Source organism: uncultured Algoriphagus sp., from assembly GCF_963974835.1.
Lineage (GTDB): Bacteria > Bacteroidota > Bacteroidia > Cytophagales > Cyclobacteriaceae > Algoriphagus.
Genome location: NZ_CAXBET010000001.1, coordinates 704,751 through 724,093, shown reverse-complemented (window position 1 = coordinate 724,093; position 19,343 = coordinate 704,751). Strand labels below are relative to the sequence as shown.

The following is a 19,343-nucleotide window of genomic DNA, read 5'->3' as shown; positions in this document are numbered from 1 at the left end:
TCAAATCACAGCCAAAAGCCAGTCTTTTTCATTTATTTCAAACTTTCATTTACATCAACATTATGCAAGATCCCAAGTCCCTTACTTCCGTAGCTCTATTTCACGAAACTTTCAAGCACCCAGTTTTGCCATCGCCTGTAATTCCTGAAAAAGTAAGATGCGATTTACGTGTTTCCCTTTTGGCTGAGGAACTGAAAGAACTGGAGGAGGCTATCGCAAATAATGATTTGGTTGAAGTAGCGGATGCCCTTTGCGATCTGCAATACGTACTTTCTGGAGCAATTTTAGAGTTTGGATTGGGAGAAAAATTCAAAACACTCTTCGACGAAGTTCAGCGCTCTAACATGAGTAAAGCCTGCAAAACTGAAGACGAGGCCAAAGCTACTGTGGCACACTACAATGCAAAGGGGACAGAATGCTTCTATGAAAAAGAGGGCGATCTGTATTTGGTCTTCCGGGAAGGTGATAGAAAGACTTTGAAATCTGTTGCTTATTCTCCTGCAGATCTCGCAGGAATCATCAAATCATAAGGATTCTATTACGGAAGTTTTCAACTCTGTACCCTGGTAATTCTTCAATTCTACAATCCGGGCCGGCATATTAAAGTCGGCCTTTTCTAATGCAGTTAGCACCATCAGAATGGCAGAGCTTTTCACAACTGCATCGGAAATACTTCGCTCAAAAGTATCTACCCAGAAAGTAACTTGGATATTTAAGGTACTTTCTGCAAGATCCGTCACCCAGACTTCAGGTGATTTTTTGCTTCCTAAAACCCCCGGAACTTCAGAGATCGTTTTTTTAATAAGAGCTAAAGCAACGTCATAATCAGAACCGTAGTCCAAGCCAACAATAAAATCATAGCGAAGAAAACCATCTATGGTGAAATTGATCAACGGATTTTTTAGAATAATCCCATTTGGGATAAAAACATCCTTGCCATCTCCGGTTTTGATCTGAGTATCTCGGAGATTCAGTGTCAGCACCTGGCCGCGCATTCCATTAATATCGACTATATCTCCAACTCTGAAAGGTCGCTTAAATGCCAAAATAATTCCAGCGAGGAAGTTTTCCCCAATGTCTTTCAGCGCAAAACCAATGATAAAAGCTGAAATCCCAGCACCAGCTAACATACCAGAGATAACTCCAGTCAGTCCAATAATTCGAAATACAATTAATAACCCAATCAAAATTACGATTGAACCAAAAATTCCCGCCAGGAAATTAGCGAGCAAGTCATCGTCCATTCTTTTGACTAATCTTTTACTTAGGAGTGTTCGGGACTTTCTGGCTAAAAAGAGAAAAAATAAAAATGTAGCCAGCGCAATTCCTCCAATAATCAACCAGTGTTTAACCGTGGGCCAGTCTGTTGACAAAAATTCTAATTCATTCATAGCTCTCAAAATACAAAAAATGGTTGGGTACCTTAAATTATTGGAATTCATTTATCTCTGAATTAAAAAATATAGGATTCTGAAACCGCTTAAAAACAAAAAGCCCCACATTTCTGTGAGGCTTATGGATTTATCTCCTTCAGGGAGGCTAGGAGCGGGAATCGAACCTGCCTGCAGCAGGCAGGCCCGCACGGCCTTACGGCCACAAGATTTTAACCATTTGATAAGAATCGTTTACCCGATGATGTCTTAAGAAATTTCTCATGTTCTCGGGCTTGGGGTCTGGTGGAAAATTCTTTTTGATATATTAAAATGAAAGGAGAGTATGGACGAGTAGTTCGCTCATATCCCGAATTATGCCTTTGAAGTCTATTTTCTAAATTAGAAGTAAGCCCGACATAAATGTAGTTCCTAGATATGCTCGAAATTGCGTAAACAGTAAACACAAAATAATATAAACAAAAAGCCCCACATTTCTGTGAGGCTTATGTACCAGGAGCGGGAATCGAACCTGCCTGCAGCAGGCAGGCCCGCACGGCCTTACGGCCACAAGATTTTAACCATTTGATAAGAATCGTTTACCCGATGATGTCTTAAGAAATTTCTCATGTTCTCGGGCTTGGGGTCTGGTGGAAAATTCTTTTTGATATATTAAAATGAAAGGAGAGTATGGACGAGTAGTTCGCTCATATCCCGAATTATGCCTTTGAAGTCTATTTTCTAAATTAGAAGTAAGCCCGACATAAATGTAGTTCCTAGATATGCTCGAAATTGCGTAAACAGTAAACACAAAATAATATAAACAAAAAGCCCCACATTTCTGTGAGGCTTATGTACCAGGAGCGGGAATCGAACCCGCACGGCCTTACGGCCACAAGATTTTAAGTCTTGTCTGTTTTGGTTTCATATGGCTCTAAATGTGGCCATTTGAACGAATATAGGCACTTTTTATTCCAGATCAAGACAGGTAAAATCAAGAAAAACCGCGATTTGTTGTACCTATGTTGTACCCAAATGTTGTACCTTTGGGAAAGAAGCCCAAACTCTTTTCCTTATGGCAACCATCAAAGCGGTACTCAGACCAAAGCCAAACGCCCAAGGGCAATACCCTATAGCGATCCGTATCACCAAAGACCGCCAATCGACCTATATATTCACAGGTCAGTATTTAGCCGATAAAGACTGGGACAAAGGTAAGTGCCGTGTCAAAAAGTCACATCCGAACTCTGTCAGGCTGAATAATCTCATCTTGAGCAAACTGGCTGAAGCGAACGACAAGGTAATAGAACTGGAAACCCAGAAAAAAGGAACGAGTGCCAAATCTATTAAAAAATCTGTTGCTGGTGAAAAAGAAGGCACATTTCTTAAGCAAGCTCAAATCTATCTGGACAACCTCAAGAAATCTGGAAAATACAACCGCCATAACAATGACAGCCCAAAGATCGAACGGGTAAAAGAGTTTGCAGGTGGCGATATTGCCTTTAGCGATATCACGGTTCCGTTCTTAAGAAATTTCCAAGCCTGGATGAAAGGCACACGGCAGATAACCGAACGAACTGTGGTTAATCATTTGGTTATTATCCGATCCATCTACAATCAAGCTGTCCAAGCAGGAGCAGCTGATTTGAAAAATTATCCGTTCGGTAAGGGCAAAATCAGTATCAAGTTTCCCGACAGTAAGAAGGTCGGCATGACCAAGGAAGAGATTGCCATGCTTGAAACTGCCAATCTCCCAAATGTGGGACAGCATCATGCCCGTAATATTTACCTGATCTCCTATTATTTTGCTGGAATGCGGGTTTCAGATGTACTCCGCATGAAATGGTCCGATTTCCAGAACGGAAGGCTTTACTACACCATGGGTAAGAACAGCAAAACAGACAGCCTTAAGGTTCCTGAAAAGGCACTGGAAATAATTGACCAGTACAAAAACGACACCCCGCAGCATGATCTTGTGTTCCCATTTCTCAAAAGCCTGCCTGATCTTAAGGATGAATTTGAGGTTCAGAAATACATCAAGGTCAAGGTTCGGAGCATCAATACCTATCTGAAAACCATTGCTACCGATCTTAAGATCAATAAGAAACTGACCATGCACGTTTCAAGACACAGCTTTGCCCAAGTGTCGGCTGATAAAATTCCGGTGCAAATCCTGCAAAAGCTCTATAGGCACTCCAATATCACCACGACTATTGGCTACCAGTCCAATTTCTCCAATAAGGACATGGATGATGCTTTGAATAAGGTTTTGAAATGAAATTTTATTGCTCCTCTCGGATCAAGTGCGTATGATGATGGAAACTTTTTAAGGATTGGATCATGTGGGGATATATCGCCGTTTTTTACCTTGGTTTAATGGTAGGGTATTTTGTCTGCGCTGTTGCAAGGAACTGGCGCATTCAGGGTGAAAACAATAATCCTGATGATTTCAAGCCTTAAACCTTCCTATCCATTTTTGATAGCTGAGTAATGCTCACATGAAAATTTCTGTAAAATCTAAAAATGCCATACTGACTCTTATTGGCATAGGATTGTTTTTCGCATTCTCACATCTCTATCCTGAACATATCAATGAAGTATCAGGGAAGGTGGTCGCTGTACAAGATGGTGACACGGTAACCATTCTGACGGATGAAAATAAAAGCGTTAAAGTCCGTCTTTCTCAGATCGATGCACCGGAGAAGAATCAACCCTTCGGTCAAAGTTCAAAACAGATACTATCGGATTTGGTCTATTTAAAAGAAGTATCTGTCATTGAGGATGATGTTGACCGCTATGGTCGAGTTGTCGCGACACTATATTTGAATGATCAAGATATTAATGCCCAAATGGTTCAAAAGGGTGCTGCTTGGGTTTATACGCAATACGTATATGACCACAATCTGTATCTGCTACAAGATGAAGCAAAGCTGGAAAAAAGAGGTTTATGGGCTTTACCTGAAAAGGATCAAATCCCGCCTTGGAAGTGGCGTAAAAAGAAAAAAACAACTACGCCGACTTTGGAGTAATAGAAGATATTTCTTCACAGTTTGAAAAATCAGACAAGTCAATTTTTGCGCCAAAAAAGATAATCTTCTCTAGGTTAGATTCAAGATTTTGAAGATTAAACTTCTTGGAGTATAAATCCAGCTTATCTTTTCTGTTTATAGCATTATCCTCAAGATCAAAATCTAAGTGCATTAAAAGCTTTTTTCCGCTTTCGGTAGCAGAAACAGCCAGTATCGTTTTGTCTTGATTTAAATCATAAAATTTTTTCAAATAGAGAAAGGCAGTATATAATAAGTACCCAGAAAAAATTTTACTTTGTTGTGTGTGATGATCTTTAATTGCGACGCCTGCAAAATAAATGAAATTAGCATTTTTCATTTCTTCTACGGGCAAAATATGGGTGTCCCTAATATCTTTTTCGCCCTTTTTACCACTGATAAATTCATGTGCAAATTCATCTGAAAGAGGAAGCATATCATAGTAACCAATTATGTTTCTATTTTTGTCTGCAAGCGTAACTAAAGAGTAGGGGTTTTTTTCGTACCAACTTTTGATGTACTTACTACTTGCGCTAGATTTCCCGTAATAGGAATTAGCAATTTTATTTAGAGGCTTTAAATATTTCTCTTGATAGGGAAATAATATTTTCGCTGAGTAACTATCATTAAAAAGTATTTGATCCAAAGGTAAGTTCTCTATTGTTTGATTTATTGGCTTAATAACCAGAACAATTATAGTACTAAGAACTAAGCATAAGATTAAAATAGACAGTTTAGAAAGGTCTCCTTCGATTTTAATGCTAGGCAGAAAAAAGATAAACGAGGCGGTAAAACCGACTATTGTCGCAAAAATTTGAATCCATGTGGGAAATACCTTGTAGAGGTATTGAATGAATGATCTCACTTACCTATAAATTTTTGCCATAGGAAGAAGTCTTGTCCGTACCAATGGTTTTTAATTTCTACGATTTTACTAAATCCATTTTTTTCCAGAACGTCTGAAGACCTTTTGTTTTCTGTTCTAGTATCACACCATATTTTATGACATTTTCTTGCTTCCGCCGAAAATTCAAGTTTTTCAAGTAGAAGTTTTGCTATGCCTTGTCTTTGATGATTTGGGCTAATACCGAACCACTCAAGCCATATGGTAAAATCATCAAATCGAGAAAAGCAAAAGCCAATGACTATCCCATCCTGTTTGGCTGAAATGATGGAAAAGGGGTCTTCTACCAATTTGAATTCCAACTCAGCTTTTGTGTATCGTTTGATTTCATTTTCTTTCGCTAGATCATTGTAATAAGGAATTGATTCAATAATCTCCAAAAAAAGTGATTCAATCTGCTCTAAATCTGTGGATTTGGCAAAGTCAATTTCAGTACCTAGCATAATTTATTACTCTGGGATCAGTTTTTATTGCTTTTCAAAGCAAATTATATTTTTTCGATAGAATATCAAGAAAAACAAAATATCAGTTCAGGCTTGCTGGAAAAACAGTAATTGCCGCCCTGAGATGTGTGAAAGGACTAAGGCTTTTATCGGGCAAATATAAATCATCATTTTGTTGAACAACTAATCATTGTCTTCGGGGCAAATAAGTAGGCTTTTTTAAGGATTTGATATTCTAGGAAAGTAGTATTTACAATTTAATTTTTATGGTGCTAACCTATTGGCTAAAGGAAAGAATTAAAGGAAAAAACCATGAAAGAACTGTTGATAGGTATGATGTTTACACTGATGCTTGCCGCCCCTGCAGCAGCAACTGAAATATCAACCCATGTTTTAGATCTAACTAGCGGCAAGGGTGGTGAAGATATTCCGGTCGTTTTATCGAAAAAAGAAGAGGGAAAATGGGTATCTATCACTAAGAGTAAAACGGGTGAAAATGGGCGTATAAAACAATTTGTAGAATACGCTGATTTTAAGTCAGGTACCTATAAACTTACTTTCGATATGACCAGTTACGATAACGGATCAAAGGTGCCGTTTTTCCCTGAGATTGATGTTATTTTTATGGTTGATGAAAAGACGGATCATTATCATGTGCCCGTTGTTGTCAGCCCCTTTGGATATTCGACATATCGCGGAAACTAAAAAAGATGGGCAAATCCTCTGAGGATGATTTTTCTGCCCTTACATAGTTTGTGTGTTCATAAATAAACCACAAACCCAAACGTTTGCAGTAATTTTAAAACAGAGATTAACGAGAATAAAATGATAACCATAGATAACTATTTAGACAGTCACTACATAAACCGAAGTAACTGGTTGAGAGCTGCCGTTTTAGGGGCGAATGACGGAATTATCTCCATCTCAAGTTTGGCAATAGGTGTTGCAGCAGCCAGCACGACAAGAGACCCCATTTTATTGGCAACAATTGCAGGACTTGTAGCTGGTGCATTATCTATGGCGGCAGGTGAATACGTTTCGGTAAGTTCTCAAACCGACATTGAAAAAGCTGACATTGAAAGAGAAAAACAAGAACTTAAAGAAATGCCGGAATCAGAACTTAAAATACTGGCAGAAATTTATGAAAGAAGGGGACTAAAAAAGGAAACCGCTTTACAAGTAGCAAAAGAGCTTACAGATGCAGACGCATTGGGAACACATATTCGAGACGAACTTGGAATAAATGAAATAAGTCAAGCAAATCCAATACAAGCGGCTTTTGCTTCGGGTGCTGCATTTACTGTTGGCGGACTATTACCATTGTTGGTAATTATCTTCGCACCAGTTTCAAGTATGGAGTACTTTCTATACGGCTTTACAATACTGTCTCTTGTTGTTCTTGGTGCAGTTTCCGCAAAGACAGGTGGTTCAAGTATAACAAAAGCAATAATCAGAATTGTAATCTGGGGGACAATTGCGATGGGCTTATCCGCCTTAGTTGGTTACGTTTTTGGTGTCAAAGTATAACCGGTATTTGCTCTAAGACGAAGGGAAGCTGGAAAAAAGAGGTTTATGGGCTTTACCTGAAAAAGACCAGATTCCACCGTGGAAGTGGCGGAAAAGAAAAAGACCTATTGACTAGGCTAGAAAACCATGCATTGTAAATCGGTATTTTATAAAGGATTTACAATGCGTTTCATATTTCCAATGCTTATCTCAGCCCTGCTAACATCGGCTTGCGCCTCTATTATTGATGGAACTTCACAAACTCTCACAATCAATACTACACCAGAGGGGGCCGATTGCGCCCTAAATAGAGAAGGAAGAACAATTGGTAGAATTGAACCTACTCCTGGAAGCGTAGTCGTAGAAAAAACCAAGCATGATATTTTTGTTGAATGTAACAAGCAAGGATACCACACCGCCAAATTTATAAATGAAAGCGGTACTGCTGGCGCAACATGGGGTAATATTGCCGCTGGCGGCTTAATAGGATGGGGTGTTGATAGTGCTTCAGGAGCTGACAATAAATATACTGAAATCATGAATATTTCTTTGAGCAAGAAATAAATCATAAACTGCATTCATCTGCAAAAGAGTAATACCCTTGCTTAGAAACGATTAAGTGATCTAGTAACTCTAGATCCAATAATTTTCCTGCTTCGCGAATTCTTCGCGTTAATCGCACATCTTGTTCACTAGGTTGAAGGTTTCCTGAAGGGTGGTTGTGCGCTAGAATTATCGAAGAAGCATTTGCCTTAAGAGCAGCGGCAAAGACAAGTTTCGGATCAACTATTGTTCCGGCAGTTCCACCAGAAGACAAATTATAAATCCCGAGAACGCCAGATCCTCTGCTTAGCAAAAGCAGCTTAGCTTCCTCAAGATATTCAATCTTGTCTTGATTCCAATTCTCGATGAATAGCCTATAGACATCCCTTGAGGATTTCACTTTAGGGCGTTGCGAGGCAGGAACCTTGGAGCGATAAACGAGCTCTACTTCTGCAACCCTAAAAAGATCCAATTCAGACATCGTTCCGACTCCTAAGCAAAAAAGTGAGGAGTGGTTATACAGTATTCTTTGACCAATTTGGGCAGATGAGTCGGGTAGAAAAGGGCAGTAAATAAGAAATAATAACTGTTAAAAAATTTTCTTTTGGGAGCAGATTAACGATTATTTATTAACGGTGGCGGTAGCACCAGGGTAGCACCAGCATTTTCAGTCGTTTTGAAAGTCTAATTAAGTTCTTGATTTATTGGTTGCGGGGGCAGGATTTGAACCTGCGGCCTTCAGGTTATGAGCCGACTTTTTGGACATATATACTGAATTTGATGGAGCTTATTATTCGTAACTATTCATTATAAAATCAATGACTTGACTTGCATTTTTGGGTGCCTGTGATATAACTCAATTTAACGGTTTTTACTCCCCAAGGTAGCACCAGGGTAGCACCAGAATATTGTCATATCACGAACCTGAGGGCCGCAAAATGGATACAACGACCTTTAATTTTACCAAAACAGCACTTCAAAATATTGAACCGTCTACGAGCTCTAAAAGAAGGGTTTACTATCGAGATAATCAGGTAAAAGGGTTGATTTTGGATGTAAGAAAAAGCGGAACAAAATCGTTTTATCTCTACAAAAAGGTCATGGGAAAGCCTGAACGTATATTCCTTGGTATATTCCCAGATATGAGTGTCGAGGTAGCACGAAAACAGGCATTTTTGAGGCTTGCAGACATTGCTGTTGGTAAAAACCCTCAAGATGAGCTTCGCTCATCGAAAAACGAATATACGTTTGAAAAGCTCTTTGAAGAGTACATGGAGCGATACAGTAAAAAACACAAGAAGTCTTGGAAATACGATGAAAGAGAGGTGCACAAATTCCTGTCTCATTGGTTCAAGAAAAAAATCAGCACCATTCGTAAATCAGAAGTCCAAAGACTGATTGAGAAAGTGCATGATGAAAATGGCCTTTACCAAGCCAATAGATTGCTAGAGCGTATCAGGCACATCTTCAATAAAGCAATCGAATGGGGCTATGAAGGGATCAATCCTGCCTTGGGTATCAAAAAGTACAAGGAGAAATCACGGGAACGCTTTGTACTGCCAAATGAGATGCCCTATCTTCTGAAGGCTCTGGAAGCGGAGCATAACCAAACGGTCAAAGACTATTTCTGGATGCTTCTATTAACGGGTGCAAGAAGGACAAATACCCTCCACATGCGATGGGAGGAGATCAATTGGGAAATGAAAGTCTGGACTATCCCAATGACCAAAAACGGCGAATCCCAAAAAGTACCCCTGATTGGTAAGGCAATGGAAATTCTTCAAACACGGAAATCACAAAGCCAAAGCCCTTGGGTATTTCCAAGTGATGATTTCCCAGATCAGCCATTGACTAATTTCAAGCGTCCTTGGAAAAAGCTTCTACAACTGGCTACCATGCAAATGTGGAAAGATGACGCAATGTATTCTGAAATGTTATCTAAGGAAAGTTTAATATCTTTGAGCTATAAGCATACAGAAGATGAATTTAAAAAAATTCAAAGAAAAGCTAAAAAGCAAAATATTACCTTACCTGTCGGTTTGACGGACTTGTACTTACACGATATCCGCCGAACCTTTGGAAGCTACCAAGCGATTACCGGAGCGAGCTTGCAGATCATAGGGAAGAGTTTGGGCCATAAATCCCCACTTTCCACGCAGGTTTATGCCCGACTAAACCTTGATCCCGTAAGGGATTCCATCGAAAAAGCTATGAGTGTGATGTTTGGCTAAGCCTTCGCTCACCACGCAACCTTTGATCCTATTTGTGATTCGATTGAGAAATCCATAGATGTTAAGTTTGATTAATTAAGAGAAACCTGCTGAAATATCATTGAAATTGCTTAATACTTCCAGAGTTCAATTGTTAAGATTTGTTCCTAAGGATATAAATCTATGATTTATATCTTTGATACAAGGAACAAATGATTTGAAGAAGGAAAAGTATTGAAAGGCAGTATTGAAAAATTAACTCCGTAAAGGCACAACTAAAACAGAATAAAATATTAAAGACACTAAGGAATGAACACAATGGACGGCAAATCTTTGAATCTTACGGACGACATCATTTCCAAATTAAAGGAAATCATTCCTGGTGCCTTTACTGAGGATAAAATCAATGTTGAGCAACTCAAGCAGATTTTAGGAGAAAGCATCAATACCGATTCTGAAAGGTATCAACTGAATTGGGCTGGTAAAACGGACGCATACAAAGTCCTACAAACCCCAACCACGTCAACATTAAATCCTTCTATTTCAGATTCGATAAATTGGGAGGATGCAGAAAATATCCTTATTGAAGGCGAAAACTTAGAAGTTTTAAAGGTTTTGCAGAAATCCTACTATGGAAAAGTAAAGGTAATTTGCGTTGATCCTCCTTACAATACTGGCTCCGACAGTTTCATTTATCCCGACAAATTTTCAGAAACAAAAGAAGAGTATTCACGAAGAGTTGGAGATAAAGACGAAGAAGGGCATTTGATGAAGGAGGGATTGTTCCGTCCAAATAGGAAAGAAAATGGTCAATTTCATTCCAATTGGCTTTCTATGATGCTTCCAAGAATGTTTTTGGCAAGGAATCTTCTAAGAGACGATGGAATCATTTTCGTTCATATAGACGATAATGAAATAACAAATTTGAGGCTTTTAATGAATGAGGTATTCGGGGAAGAAAACTACATTCAGGAAATAGTCTGGCAACGACATGCAGGTGGCGGAAATGATTCCAAATACTTCGCAGTTGATCATGAATATATTCTTTGTTATGCTAAGAATATTAATTCAATAGACAAACTCAGAATGCCTCTTTCACAAAATGACGTTGCTCAGTACAAACATAAAGACAAGCATTTTGCAACTTTAGGCCCATACAAGACCAAGTCGTTCTTAAGGATGCGTCCTGATGATCCTCGTCCAGGTCTCCAATATTCAATTAAATGCCCAGATGATTCAGAAATTTTCAATGAATGGAAATGGGAAGAAAATTCTTTCCTTGATGCATTAAAAGAAGATAAGGTAATTATTAGAAAAGACGATAAAGACCGCTGGGTTGTTGAGTACAAACTTTATCTTAATAGCTCAGATGGTGAAACAAAGGAAAAAGTACCTCGCTCACTTTTCCTCAATGAAGCTCGCAACAGCCAAGGAAAACAAGCCTTAACAAAAGTTCTGGGTAAGGCGAATATTTTCAATAATCCTAAGCCGATAGAATTACTAAAAACTCTAATTAATCTTGGCTCCACACATGATAATAATGATATAATTCTTGACTTTTTTGGAGGTTCTGGATCTACAGGCCAAGCAGTAATAGAGTTAAACAATGAGAAGAACGGTAATCGGAAATTTATACTCGTTCAAATGCCTGAAAAAACTGAGTCCAATACTGAAGCCTACAAAGCTGGCTTTAAGTATATCTCAGAAATTACAAGAAAGAGATTATCAAATGTAATTAAGCAAATAGGAAAGAGTGATGAGTCTCAATTACAGTTCGAGAAAAAGAGACCTCAAGGCTTTAGATTTTTCAGGCTGTCTCACTCTAACTTCAAAGTTTGGAGAAGTGATCAAATTACAAATGAAGACGAATTAAAAGCCCAAGTAGAACTGTTCAAAAGTTCACACGAAGACAACGTTGCGGAATTGAAATTCCTTTGGGAGTTAATGATAAAGAATGGTTTAAGCCTGAACTCAAAAGTTAATACTAAAGCGATTGCAAATTCAACAATCTATTATTTTGAGAAACCCAATATTTCATTTTGCTTCGGACAAGTAACAGATGCTGTTGTTAAAGAGTTGGTTTCAATTAAGCCAAACCTATTTATTTGTCTTGATAGCTCCTTCAATAGTGAGGATTGTGTTAAAACGAACATAATCTTAAAACTTCAAGAGAATGGGATAGAATTGAAATCAATATAAAAAGCTCAGCAAATGATTCTAACACCAGTAACTATAAATTGTCAGGTACCGCCAAACGCAAGATATTCGGCTCGTACCTTTAACATTATTCAGTGTTCCTTAATACGTGGCACTCCTGAATACAATTCAATTCTTGAACGATCAGAGCAGTTAGCCCGTCTCGTATGTGCTGGAGCAGCAAATAATGCCCAATTCGAACGGAACCTTCAAAGAAGAAGAATCGATTCATTTGGGGGCTTGTGTGCAGAATCTGGTTGGGAACAGTACATAAATTCGACATTCAATAATATTGCATCTCCAACCCCATTTACGAGTGCATCGGTGCAAATTGACATTCAATTAAATCAAGGACACCGTGTAGAAGTACGTTCTTCTTTTCCTCGGAATGGGGTAAGATTTGCTTTATGTAATACCAATGCAAACTTCAAAAATATTGGCCCTTATTCAAACAGCATAAAGCCTGGCGAAGTACAAAAAAATCTCTATTTGGCTGTATTGTTTGACACTCAGAAAGATAATTTACTTACCTCAGAAACAGTAACTTTTTCACTTGTCGGAGGCTCAACATGGGACATGATGGTAGAAAGAGGTGTTAATGAAACCTTAACCCCGTGGGATGATGATTCATTTGCAGTAAGGAGTACTTACCGTGTTGTTTACTTGAATAACGCTCTTGATGCACCTCAAGTAATTAATGCAATTGAGCAATTAGGTTATCAAAGACGTTATAGATGAAACTACAGTTTGATAAAAACCAAGAATACCAGCTTCAAGCCATTCAATCAGTCATTGACCTGTTTGACGGCCAGCCTTTGAGCAATTCAGATTTTGAGTTTTCTATGGCTGATACCAATAGCGGTAGTATTACCTTCACCGAGGCAGGTGTAGGCAACAATCTTGCCCTTAGTGAGGAAGAATTGCTCACAAACCTCAACAAAGTTCAGACGGAAAATGAGCTAAGAGAAGAGGAAATATCATCCGCCATTGAAAAGCTTTGGTACAATGAAGATGCATCCGTAAAAGGTGTTCTGGAAGGTAAATCAGTAGTAACCGAGTTTCCCAACTACTCAATAGAAATGGAAACCGGAACGGGCAAAACCTATGTGTATCTCCGCTCTATTTACGAACTCAACAAAGTGTATGGCTTCAAGAAGTTTGTGATTGTAGTTCCCTCCGTGGCTATCCGTGAAGGAGTTATCAAATCACTTCAAATCACTTTCGACCACTTGCAGGAAATCTACGAAAACCAACCTGCGGATTACAAGGTGTATGATTCAGGTCGTTTGACAGACTTGGGCAATTTTGCCAAAAGCAACGCCATTCAAATTTTAGTCATCAATATTGATTCCTTCACCAAAGATGCCAACGTCATCAATCAGGTAAGGGAATCAGGCATAAAGCCCATAGAGTACATTCAGAAATCCAATCCGATTGTGATTATAGACGAGCCGCAGAATATGGAAACCGATATTCGAAAGCGAGCTATTGCCAATCTCAATCCCCTATTTACGCTGAGGTATTCTGCAACACACAAGAACCTTTACAACCTGGTCTACAAGCTCGACCCGGTGAAGGCGTATGATTTAGGCTTGGTAAAGCAAATTGAAGTTGATTCTGTAGTGGCCAGAAACGACAGCTCAGGAGCGTTCATCAGTGTGGATGGTTTCCGTATGGCCAAGAAATCGGTTACTGCCAAGGTTTCAATATTCGTTAATGAAAAAACAGGCGTTCAGAAAAAACAGGTTTCCGCAAAGGTTGGTGATGATCTATACAAGCTGTCCAAAAATTGGGACATATATAAAGACGGCTATGTAGTCAATGAGCTTGATGCCGACAATCAGTTCATTGAGTTCTCAAGTGGTCAAATTGTCTATCAGGGTCAAGCCGTGGGAGGTCTTACCGACCAGATACTTAGGGAAATGGTAGATGCCACGGTAGAGAACCACTTCAAGAAAGAGAAAGAGCTGCAGGGCAAAGGAATCAAGGTCTTATCAATATTTTTTATCGACCGTGTGGCCAATTATCGTGAGTATGATGATGCAGGGAACACAATACAAGGAAAATATTCCGAATGGTTTGAAGAAAGCTATGCCAAATGGCAGAATATGCCAGCATACAGGGGTTTAATGAGCTTCAAGGCTAAAGATGTGCATGATGGATATTTCAGCCAGGATAAAGCAGGTAAATATAAAGACACCAAAGAAACGAGAACTACCAAAGCTGATGATGATACCTTCAACCTAATCATGAGAGATAAGGAAAGGCTATTGGATGAAAAAGTGCCGCTCCGCTTTATTTTCAGTCACTCTGCATTGCGTGAAGGTTGGGACAATCCCAATGTATTTCAAATCTGTACGCTCAATGAAACCAAGTCGGATATAAAGAAGCGACAGGAAATCGGTAGAGGTCTCCGCTTATGCGTTGAACAAACAGGAGCAAGAAATCTTGATCGTGCTATCAATAGGCTTACTGTCATTGCAAATGAATCCTATGATTCATTCTCCAAAGCACTTCAAAAAGAAATAGAAGAAGATTGTGGCGTGAAGTTCGAAGGTCGCATCAAAAATGCCAGAGCAAGAACCAGCGTAAGGCTCAAAGACAAATGGATAGAAGATTCTTTATTCCTTGAGCTTTGGGAGAAAATCAAAGCCAAAACAGAATACAAAGTTGATTACAGTACCGAAGAGCTAATTGCATATTGTGTCGCTGCATTGCAAGCAATGCCACCTATCGAGCGTCCAGTAATCTATCGTGAAAAGAATGTAGCAAAATTCGTTAGAGATGCCATGGGCAAGCTGATTGAATTAGGTGGGGAGCAGAAAAGCTCAAAGGAGAAAATGGTAAAGGACACCAATTATGAAATCCCTGATTTTATCGCTTATATCCAATCTAAAACAGAGCTTACCCGAGACACCATTACCCAAATCGTATTGAACTCAAACCGCTTGGGCGAAATCTTCAACAACCCTCAATTATTCATGGATAGCGTGGTACGCATCATCAAACATGAATTTGACCGCATCAAGATCAATGGTATCCAATACGAAAAGATTGCCGGACAGGTCTATGAAATGAAGTTGTTTGAATCCGCAGAAATTGAGCAGTATTTGGAAAATCTATTAGAGGTTAAGAAGCAAGCCAAAACACTTTACAACTATGTGGCAATTGATTCACTCAGTTCACCGGAACGCAGTTTTGCCGAAGATTGCGAAAGCAGGGATGATATACTTTTCTATGTAAAGCTTCCAAGAACATTTGTGGTCAAAACTCCAATTGGTCCCTACAACCCCGATTGGGCTTTGATTAAAAAAGAGGACGGTGAGGAAACCAAAATCTACTTTGTAGCTGAAACCAAAGATCCTAAAGCAGCAAAAGACCGCACCTTATTAAGAGATAGCGAACGATTGAAGATAGCATGTGCAGAGAAGCACTTTGAAGTGATAGACCATGTGAACTATCGTGTAGTTGGCTCAGTGAGTGAACTGAAAGTGTGATTAGTTATAATTTTTTGTATATTTAAATTCGTTACTTTGAAAACTTTATATAGAGTAACATTTGGTTACAATAGTGTTATCTAATGTTCAAAAAGAAAAGTAGCGATGTAGATTAATTAAGTTACTTTTACGGAAATTTTTAACAGGTTATGCTGAATAAAGAACTCTATACTTCAAAGATAGAGATAAATAATTTTTTTGTTCTGGAACTTCCATAGGCTGAAACAATACGCTTTAATTTAGCAAGATCCAGCTTTCCAGCTTTTTCTTTTGCCTTTGATAAAACCATCTCTTTATCCTCTGCCAAAGTGTCCAAGTTATTGACTAGATCGACCAATAGAAACTCAGGGCTGAGGTTCTTGGGAAACTTGGGCTTCATGTGGAAAAAGAACTTCCGTCCGCCAAGATCAAACTCACCATGGCGTTTGTGATTATAGACTACCCGCTTGTTGTACAGCTGAGTAGTGCCCACCTCCAGCGCATTGTAGGCATTGGGGGAGGTGATTAAAAACTCATCGTCCTTCAAGAAGGATCGAACCAAAGCGGACTCGTCCGGTGGAGCCGCTCCGAATACTGTTTCCTTTGGATAATAGTAAACCCCTTGGGACATTTTTTGCAAAGTCCCTTCGGTTAGAAGCTGTTTTAAATGACGATCCACGGAACTAGACCATCGTTCCAGATCGGAGCGGCGATATACGCTTCCACGGCGCAAATGGCGCTTTAATTTTCTTAAGGTGTCCATAATGACCAAATATAACACCGTTATGTCTTTTTGTCTATATTCTTATTGAAAATTCATGCAAATATGAATGTAAAAGGGTACTAATACACATTCATTTTCAGTAGGATAAATCCATTTAAATGAGGCGTTCAAGCCTATCGTTTTGCATTATTTTCTTGAAAAGCAGGGAAGCTAAACTCGATAATACGGCGGATTGAATGCGTTCAAGCCTACATTTAACCCTTCTTATCTAAACCTATTTGTTTAATATAGGATGAAATTCCTCTTCAGTTTTCGATTTACTATGATATAAGGATTGTATTCCTAGTTTCGGAATGGAAACGGGTTTCATATGGGCACGGAAAGGATTTTTATATGACACGCAATTTTCAAGATGATCCACAAAACCAGCTGATGGATCGAAAGACTGCCGCCAAATATCTCGGCATTTCACCCAATACCATGGCTGTTTGGGATTGCACAAAACGCTATGACCTCAAACCGCTCAAAGTCGGTCGTGCGGTACGTTACCGCAAATCCGATTTGGACGCTTTCATGCAGCGGAATTTGCAAAGTTAGCATTGAGCTGACCCCGTGAGGGCTTCAGCCCTTGCGACCTCATTTCTCAACATTTGATCTTATCAGGAGTCTTCGATGAACATCGAACAGGCTAAAGCTATTCCTATTTCTGAAATCCTAAATCGAGTAGGGCTCAAGCCTACACGCAGCTACAACCAAGAAAGCTGGTTTCTCTCTCCGCTTCGTGCTGAGAAAACCGCAAGCTTCCATGTTCACAATGAAAAAAACCTATGGTTTGATTTTGGCGAAGCCATAGGAGGTGATACCGTCCGATTGGCTCAGGCCATCTTACAATCCCAAGGCCACGCCAATTCCGTATCCGATGCCTTGAAGTGGCTGGATCGTCTGATTGGCAGCAATGTCGTCTTTGTGAAGTTTGAAAAGCAGCCTGAAATCAAAAAACAGCCTGTTTATTCTTTGGATTATGTTTCACCTATCACAAGGCCGCAATTAATTCACTACCTCCACAAGCGAGGCATTCCGTTATCTCTTGGCCAGCATTATTTGAAACAGGCTTGTGTCCTTAATACCAATACGGGACGGCTTATCACGGCTCTTGCTTGGGATACAGAAAATGGCGGCTTGGAATTGACAAAGCCAGGCTTCAAAGCCTCAGTCGGGGCAAAGACAATATCCTTCATCCGTGGCCGGAAATCAAAGCCGCCTGGCATCCATATTTTTGAAGGGATGATGGATTATCTCTCCGCCATTACGCAACTGGAAGGGCGACCGTTCCAAGACGATACCATTATCCTCAATTCGGTCAGTAATATGACCCAAATCCTGCCTTACCTCTACCAATACGGCTATTCGGTTGGCTACACGTGGATGGATAATGATGAGGCGGGGCGTAAAGCTCAAAATGCCCTCACACATATTTTCAAGCAAGAACACAGTCTCATGGTTCATACGCCCATGAATGAGGTTTACCGACCTTTTAAAGATGTCAATGCGTGGCACATGCAAAAGCTAGGTCTCTGACTTCCACACAAAGGATCTGATCCGGCTATAGGTGCCAGAAAACGGACAGGAAGCCAACAGCTCCCACATTTACAGACCTGAATACCTAAATCCAAAGTCTAAATACTCTCTGATTTTGGAAGGTATCAGGCGATTGATTTAGGGCGTGATGGACAATGGTTTTCCATGTTCTTTTCTCAACGAGGCAGACGGTTTTGGGACAGGAGATGTACCGCAAGCGTTCCCGTCTCCAACTATTATTTTCCCCGCCCTTCGGGCTTCCTCGCGCACCAAAATAACAGCCGGTTTGGTCACTTTTCTTGCGGTCTTTCATCACCTGTAACCGTCAACCACTCGAGAAAAGGAACAACACCATGTCTCAAACAATCACTCAAACAAAATCCCGCCAAGATATTCACCAAGTTGTCACAGATCGCATTATCAGCCAATTGGAAAAAGGTAATATCCCTTGGTACAAGCCTTGGAAAGGTCAGGGGGCAACATTGGAGCTTCCATACAATACCGTTTCCAAAAACCACTATAACGGGATCAACAATTTGCTCTTGTGGTGTACCTCACACGAAAAGCAATTTGCATCGCCAGAATGGGCAACTTTCAAGCAATGGTCAGAAAACAAAGAGCTCATTCGCAAAGGCGAAAAAGGAACCATGGTTGTTTACTATGACTTTTTGGAAAAAGAAGTTGAGGGACACGATGAATTGCAAAAAATCCCTTTTCTTAAAACTTACCACGTGTTCAACCGCTGCCAATTAGAGAGCTATAACTGGGAGGATTTTAAAAGTTCTGATCAAGTTGAAGAAAAGGAACCACTCGTAACACGCATCCATGCAGTTGATGCTTTTGTAGAAAATACAAAAGCCATCATCAGACATGGAGGGGAGCAGGCTTTCTTCAGCCCGAAAGAAGATTTTATCCAAATGCCGTATCTCTTGAGTTTTATGGATACGCCAGCATGTTCTGCCACAGAAGGATATTATTCCGTTCTCATGCATGAGCTGATCCACTGGTCAGGAGCCGATAGCCGATTGGATAGATTCAAAGCAAAATCCGATTTCAAAGCCAATAAGCAAGAGCTTTACGCCAAAGAAGAATTAGTCGCTGAATTAGGTGCTGCGTTCCTTTGTGCAGAGTTTGGGATTAATACCCTAGAAAAAGCAAACCATGCTGCTTATATTGCTTCTTGGCTAGAAGCTTTGAAAAGCGATAAAGGCTTGATTATTCCTGCCGCAAATCAGGCAACAAAAGCTGTCCGCTTCTTGAAGGAATTACGGCCAGAATAACGGCTAGGCTCCAGCCCATTAAAGGTGGGCTGGAGCGTTTACTTTCAATTAGATAGTGACAAAATC

Annotated in this window: 20 protein-coding genes and 1 tRNA gene; 13 read left to right on the top strand and 8 right to left on the bottom strand. The window is 39.8% G+C overall.

Annotation, left to right across the window (positions count from 1 at the left end):
• Nucleotides 1-62 precede the first annotated feature (62 nt).
• On the top strand, nt 63-530 hold the full coding sequence (locus tag AACZ73_RS03325; protein ID WP_339875384.1) for a nucleoside triphosphate pyrophosphohydrolase family protein: 468 nt from the start codon (nt 63-65) through the stop codon (nt 528-530).
• Here AACZ73_RS03325 and AACZ73_RS03320 read toward each other — a convergent pair.
• From AACZ73_RS03320 to AACZ73_RS03305, 4 genes are all read right to left on the bottom strand, one after another.
• A complete protein-coding gene (locus AACZ73_RS03320; protein ID WP_339875382.1) occupies nt 525-1,391 on the bottom strand; it encodes a mechanosensitive ion channel family protein in 867 nt (288 codons plus the stop codon). The two genes, AACZ73_RS03325 and AACZ73_RS03320, sit on opposite strands and share 6 nt — an antisense overlap.
• A 212-nt stretch (nt 1,392-1,603) precedes the next feature.
• Complete coding sequence (locus tag AACZ73_RS03315; RefSeq protein ID WP_339875380.1) at nt 1,604-1,837, bottom strand: GIY-YIG nuclease family protein; 234 nt, start codon at nt 1,835-1,837, stop codon at nt 1,604-1,606.
• 110 nt (nt 1,838-1,947) lie between these two features.
• Nucleotides 1,948-2,181, bottom strand: a complete 234-nt coding sequence (locus tag AACZ73_RS03310; protein WP_339875380.1) for a GIY-YIG nuclease family protein — start codon at nt 2,179-2,181, stop codon at nt 1,948-1,950.
• A gap of 44 nt (nt 2,182-2,225) precedes the next feature.
• Nucleotides 2,226-2,303, bottom strand: a tRNA-Leu gene (locus AACZ73_RS03305).
• A gap of 142 nt (nt 2,304-2,445) precedes the next feature.
• On the opposite strand from AACZ73_RS03305, the gene AACZ73_RS03300 reads away from it, so the two are divergent.
• The gene (locus tag AACZ73_RS03300) at nt 2,446-3,648 is read left to right on the top strand and encodes a site-specific integrase (protein ID WP_339875378.1); all 1,203 of its coding nucleotides are present in this window, start codon (nt 2,446-2,448) and stop codon (nt 3,646-3,648) included.
• A 220-nt stretch (nt 3,649-3,868) separates the two neighbouring features.
• Nucleotides 3,869-4,399 carry a thermonuclease family protein gene (locus AACZ73_RS03295; protein ID WP_339875376.1) on the top strand — a complete coding sequence of 177 codons (531 nt, stop codon included), beginning with the start codon at nt 3,869-3,871 and terminating at the stop codon, nt 4,397-4,399.
• Here AACZ73_RS03295 and AACZ73_RS03290 read toward each other — a convergent pair.
• On the bottom strand, nt 4,380-5,282 hold the full coding sequence (locus tag AACZ73_RS03290; protein WP_339875374.1) for a hypothetical protein: 903 nt from the start codon (nt 5,280-5,282) through the stop codon (nt 4,380-4,382). The genes AACZ73_RS03295 and AACZ73_RS03290 overlap by 20 nt on opposite strands.
• Nucleotides 5,279-5,764: a GNAT family N-acetyltransferase gene (locus tag AACZ73_RS03285; protein WP_339875372.1), complete on the bottom strand. Its 486-nt coding sequence runs from the start codon at nt 5,762-5,764 to the stop codon at nt 5,279-5,281. The genes AACZ73_RS03290 and AACZ73_RS03285 overlap by 4 nt, the downstream gene beginning before the upstream one ends.
• 312 nt (nt 5,765-6,076) lie before the next feature.
• Between AACZ73_RS03285 and uraH the strand changes: the two genes are divergently transcribed.
• The 3 genes from uraH to AACZ73_RS03270 all read left to right on the top strand — a co-directional run bounded on the left by uraH (nt 6,077) and on the right by AACZ73_RS03270 (nt 7,834).
• Nucleotides 6,077-6,469 carry a hydroxyisourate hydrolase gene (uraH, locus tag AACZ73_RS03280; RefSeq protein ID WP_339875371.1) on the top strand — a complete coding sequence of 131 codons (393 nt, stop codon included), beginning with the start codon at nt 6,077-6,079 and terminating at the stop codon, nt 6,467-6,469.
• Nucleotides 6,470-6,589: 120 nt separating this feature from the next.
• Nucleotides 6,590-7,291, top strand: a complete 702-nt coding sequence (locus AACZ73_RS03275; protein WP_339875370.1) for a VIT family protein — start codon at nt 6,590-6,592, stop codon at nt 7,289-7,291.
• A 126-nt stretch (nt 7,292-7,417) separates the two neighbouring features.
• Nucleotides 7,418-7,834, top strand: coding sequence for a hypothetical protein (locus tag AACZ73_RS03270; protein WP_339875369.1), 417 nt, complete (start codon nt 7,418-7,420; stop codon nt 7,832-7,834).
• 1 nt (nt 7,835) lies between these two features.
• On the opposite strand, the gene AACZ73_RS03265 is transcribed toward AACZ73_RS03270, so the two are convergent.
• On the bottom strand, nt 7,836-8,294 hold the full coding sequence (locus AACZ73_RS03265) for a JAB domain-containing protein (RefSeq protein WP_339875367.1): 459 nt from the start codon (nt 8,292-8,294) through the stop codon (nt 7,836-7,838).
• A 457-nt stretch (nt 8,295-8,751) separates the two neighbouring features.
• Between AACZ73_RS03265 and AACZ73_RS03260 the strand changes: the two genes are divergently transcribed.
• The 4 genes from AACZ73_RS03260 to AACZ73_RS03245 all read left to right on the top strand — a co-directional run bounded on the left by AACZ73_RS03260 (nt 8,752) and on the right by AACZ73_RS03245 (nt 15,716).
• Nucleotides 8,752-10,044, top strand: coding sequence for a tyrosine-type recombinase/integrase (locus AACZ73_RS03260; RefSeq protein ID WP_339875366.1), 1,293 nt, complete (start codon nt 8,752-8,754; stop codon nt 10,042-10,044).
• A 288-nt stretch (nt 10,045-10,332) separates the two neighbouring features.
• Complete coding sequence (locus AACZ73_RS03255) at nt 10,333-12,222, top strand: site-specific DNA-methyltransferase (RefSeq protein ID WP_339875365.1); 1,890 nt, start codon at nt 10,333-10,335, stop codon at nt 12,220-12,222.
• A gap of 12 nt (nt 12,223-12,234) precedes the next feature.
• The gene (locus tag AACZ73_RS03250) at nt 12,235-12,957 is read left to right on the top strand and encodes a hypothetical protein (protein WP_339875363.1); all 723 of its coding nucleotides are present in this window, start codon (nt 12,235-12,237) and stop codon (nt 12,955-12,957) included.
• Entirely contained in the window at nt 12,954-15,716 is a 2,763-nt protein-coding gene (locus AACZ73_RS03245; protein WP_339875361.1) for a DEAD/DEAH box helicase family protein, read from the top strand. The genes AACZ73_RS03250 and AACZ73_RS03245 overlap by 4 nt, the downstream gene beginning before the upstream one ends.
• 166 nt (nt 15,717-15,882) lie before the next feature.
• Here the strand turns inward: AACZ73_RS03245 and AACZ73_RS03240 are convergent, their stop codons facing one another.
• On the bottom strand, nt 15,883-16,458 hold the full coding sequence (locus AACZ73_RS03240; RefSeq protein WP_339875359.1) for a DUF6088 family protein: 576 nt from the start codon (nt 16,456-16,458) through the stop codon (nt 15,883-15,885).
• Between the two features lie 354 nt (nt 16,459-16,812).
• On the opposite strand from AACZ73_RS03240, the gene AACZ73_RS03235 reads away from it, so the two are divergent.
• The 3 genes from AACZ73_RS03235 (at nt 16,813) to AACZ73_RS03225 (ending at nt 19,277) form a co-directional block, all read left to right on the top strand.
• Nucleotides 16,813-17,016 carry a helix-turn-helix domain-containing protein gene (locus tag AACZ73_RS03235; protein WP_092728146.1) on the top strand — a complete coding sequence of 68 codons (204 nt, stop codon included), beginning with the start codon at nt 16,813-16,815 and terminating at the stop codon, nt 17,014-17,016.
• Between the two features lie 75 nt (nt 17,017-17,091).
• Complete coding sequence (locus AACZ73_RS03230) at nt 17,092-17,997, top strand: toprim domain-containing protein (protein ID WP_339875357.1); 906 nt, start codon at nt 17,092-17,094, stop codon at nt 17,995-17,997.
• A gap of 353 nt (nt 17,998-18,350) precedes the next feature.
• On the top strand, nt 18,351-19,277 hold the full coding sequence (locus tag AACZ73_RS03225; protein ID WP_339875355.1) for a zincin-like metallopeptidase domain-containing protein: 927 nt from the start codon (nt 18,351-18,353) through the stop codon (nt 19,275-19,277).
• Nucleotides 19,278-19,343: the final 66 nt, after the last annotated feature.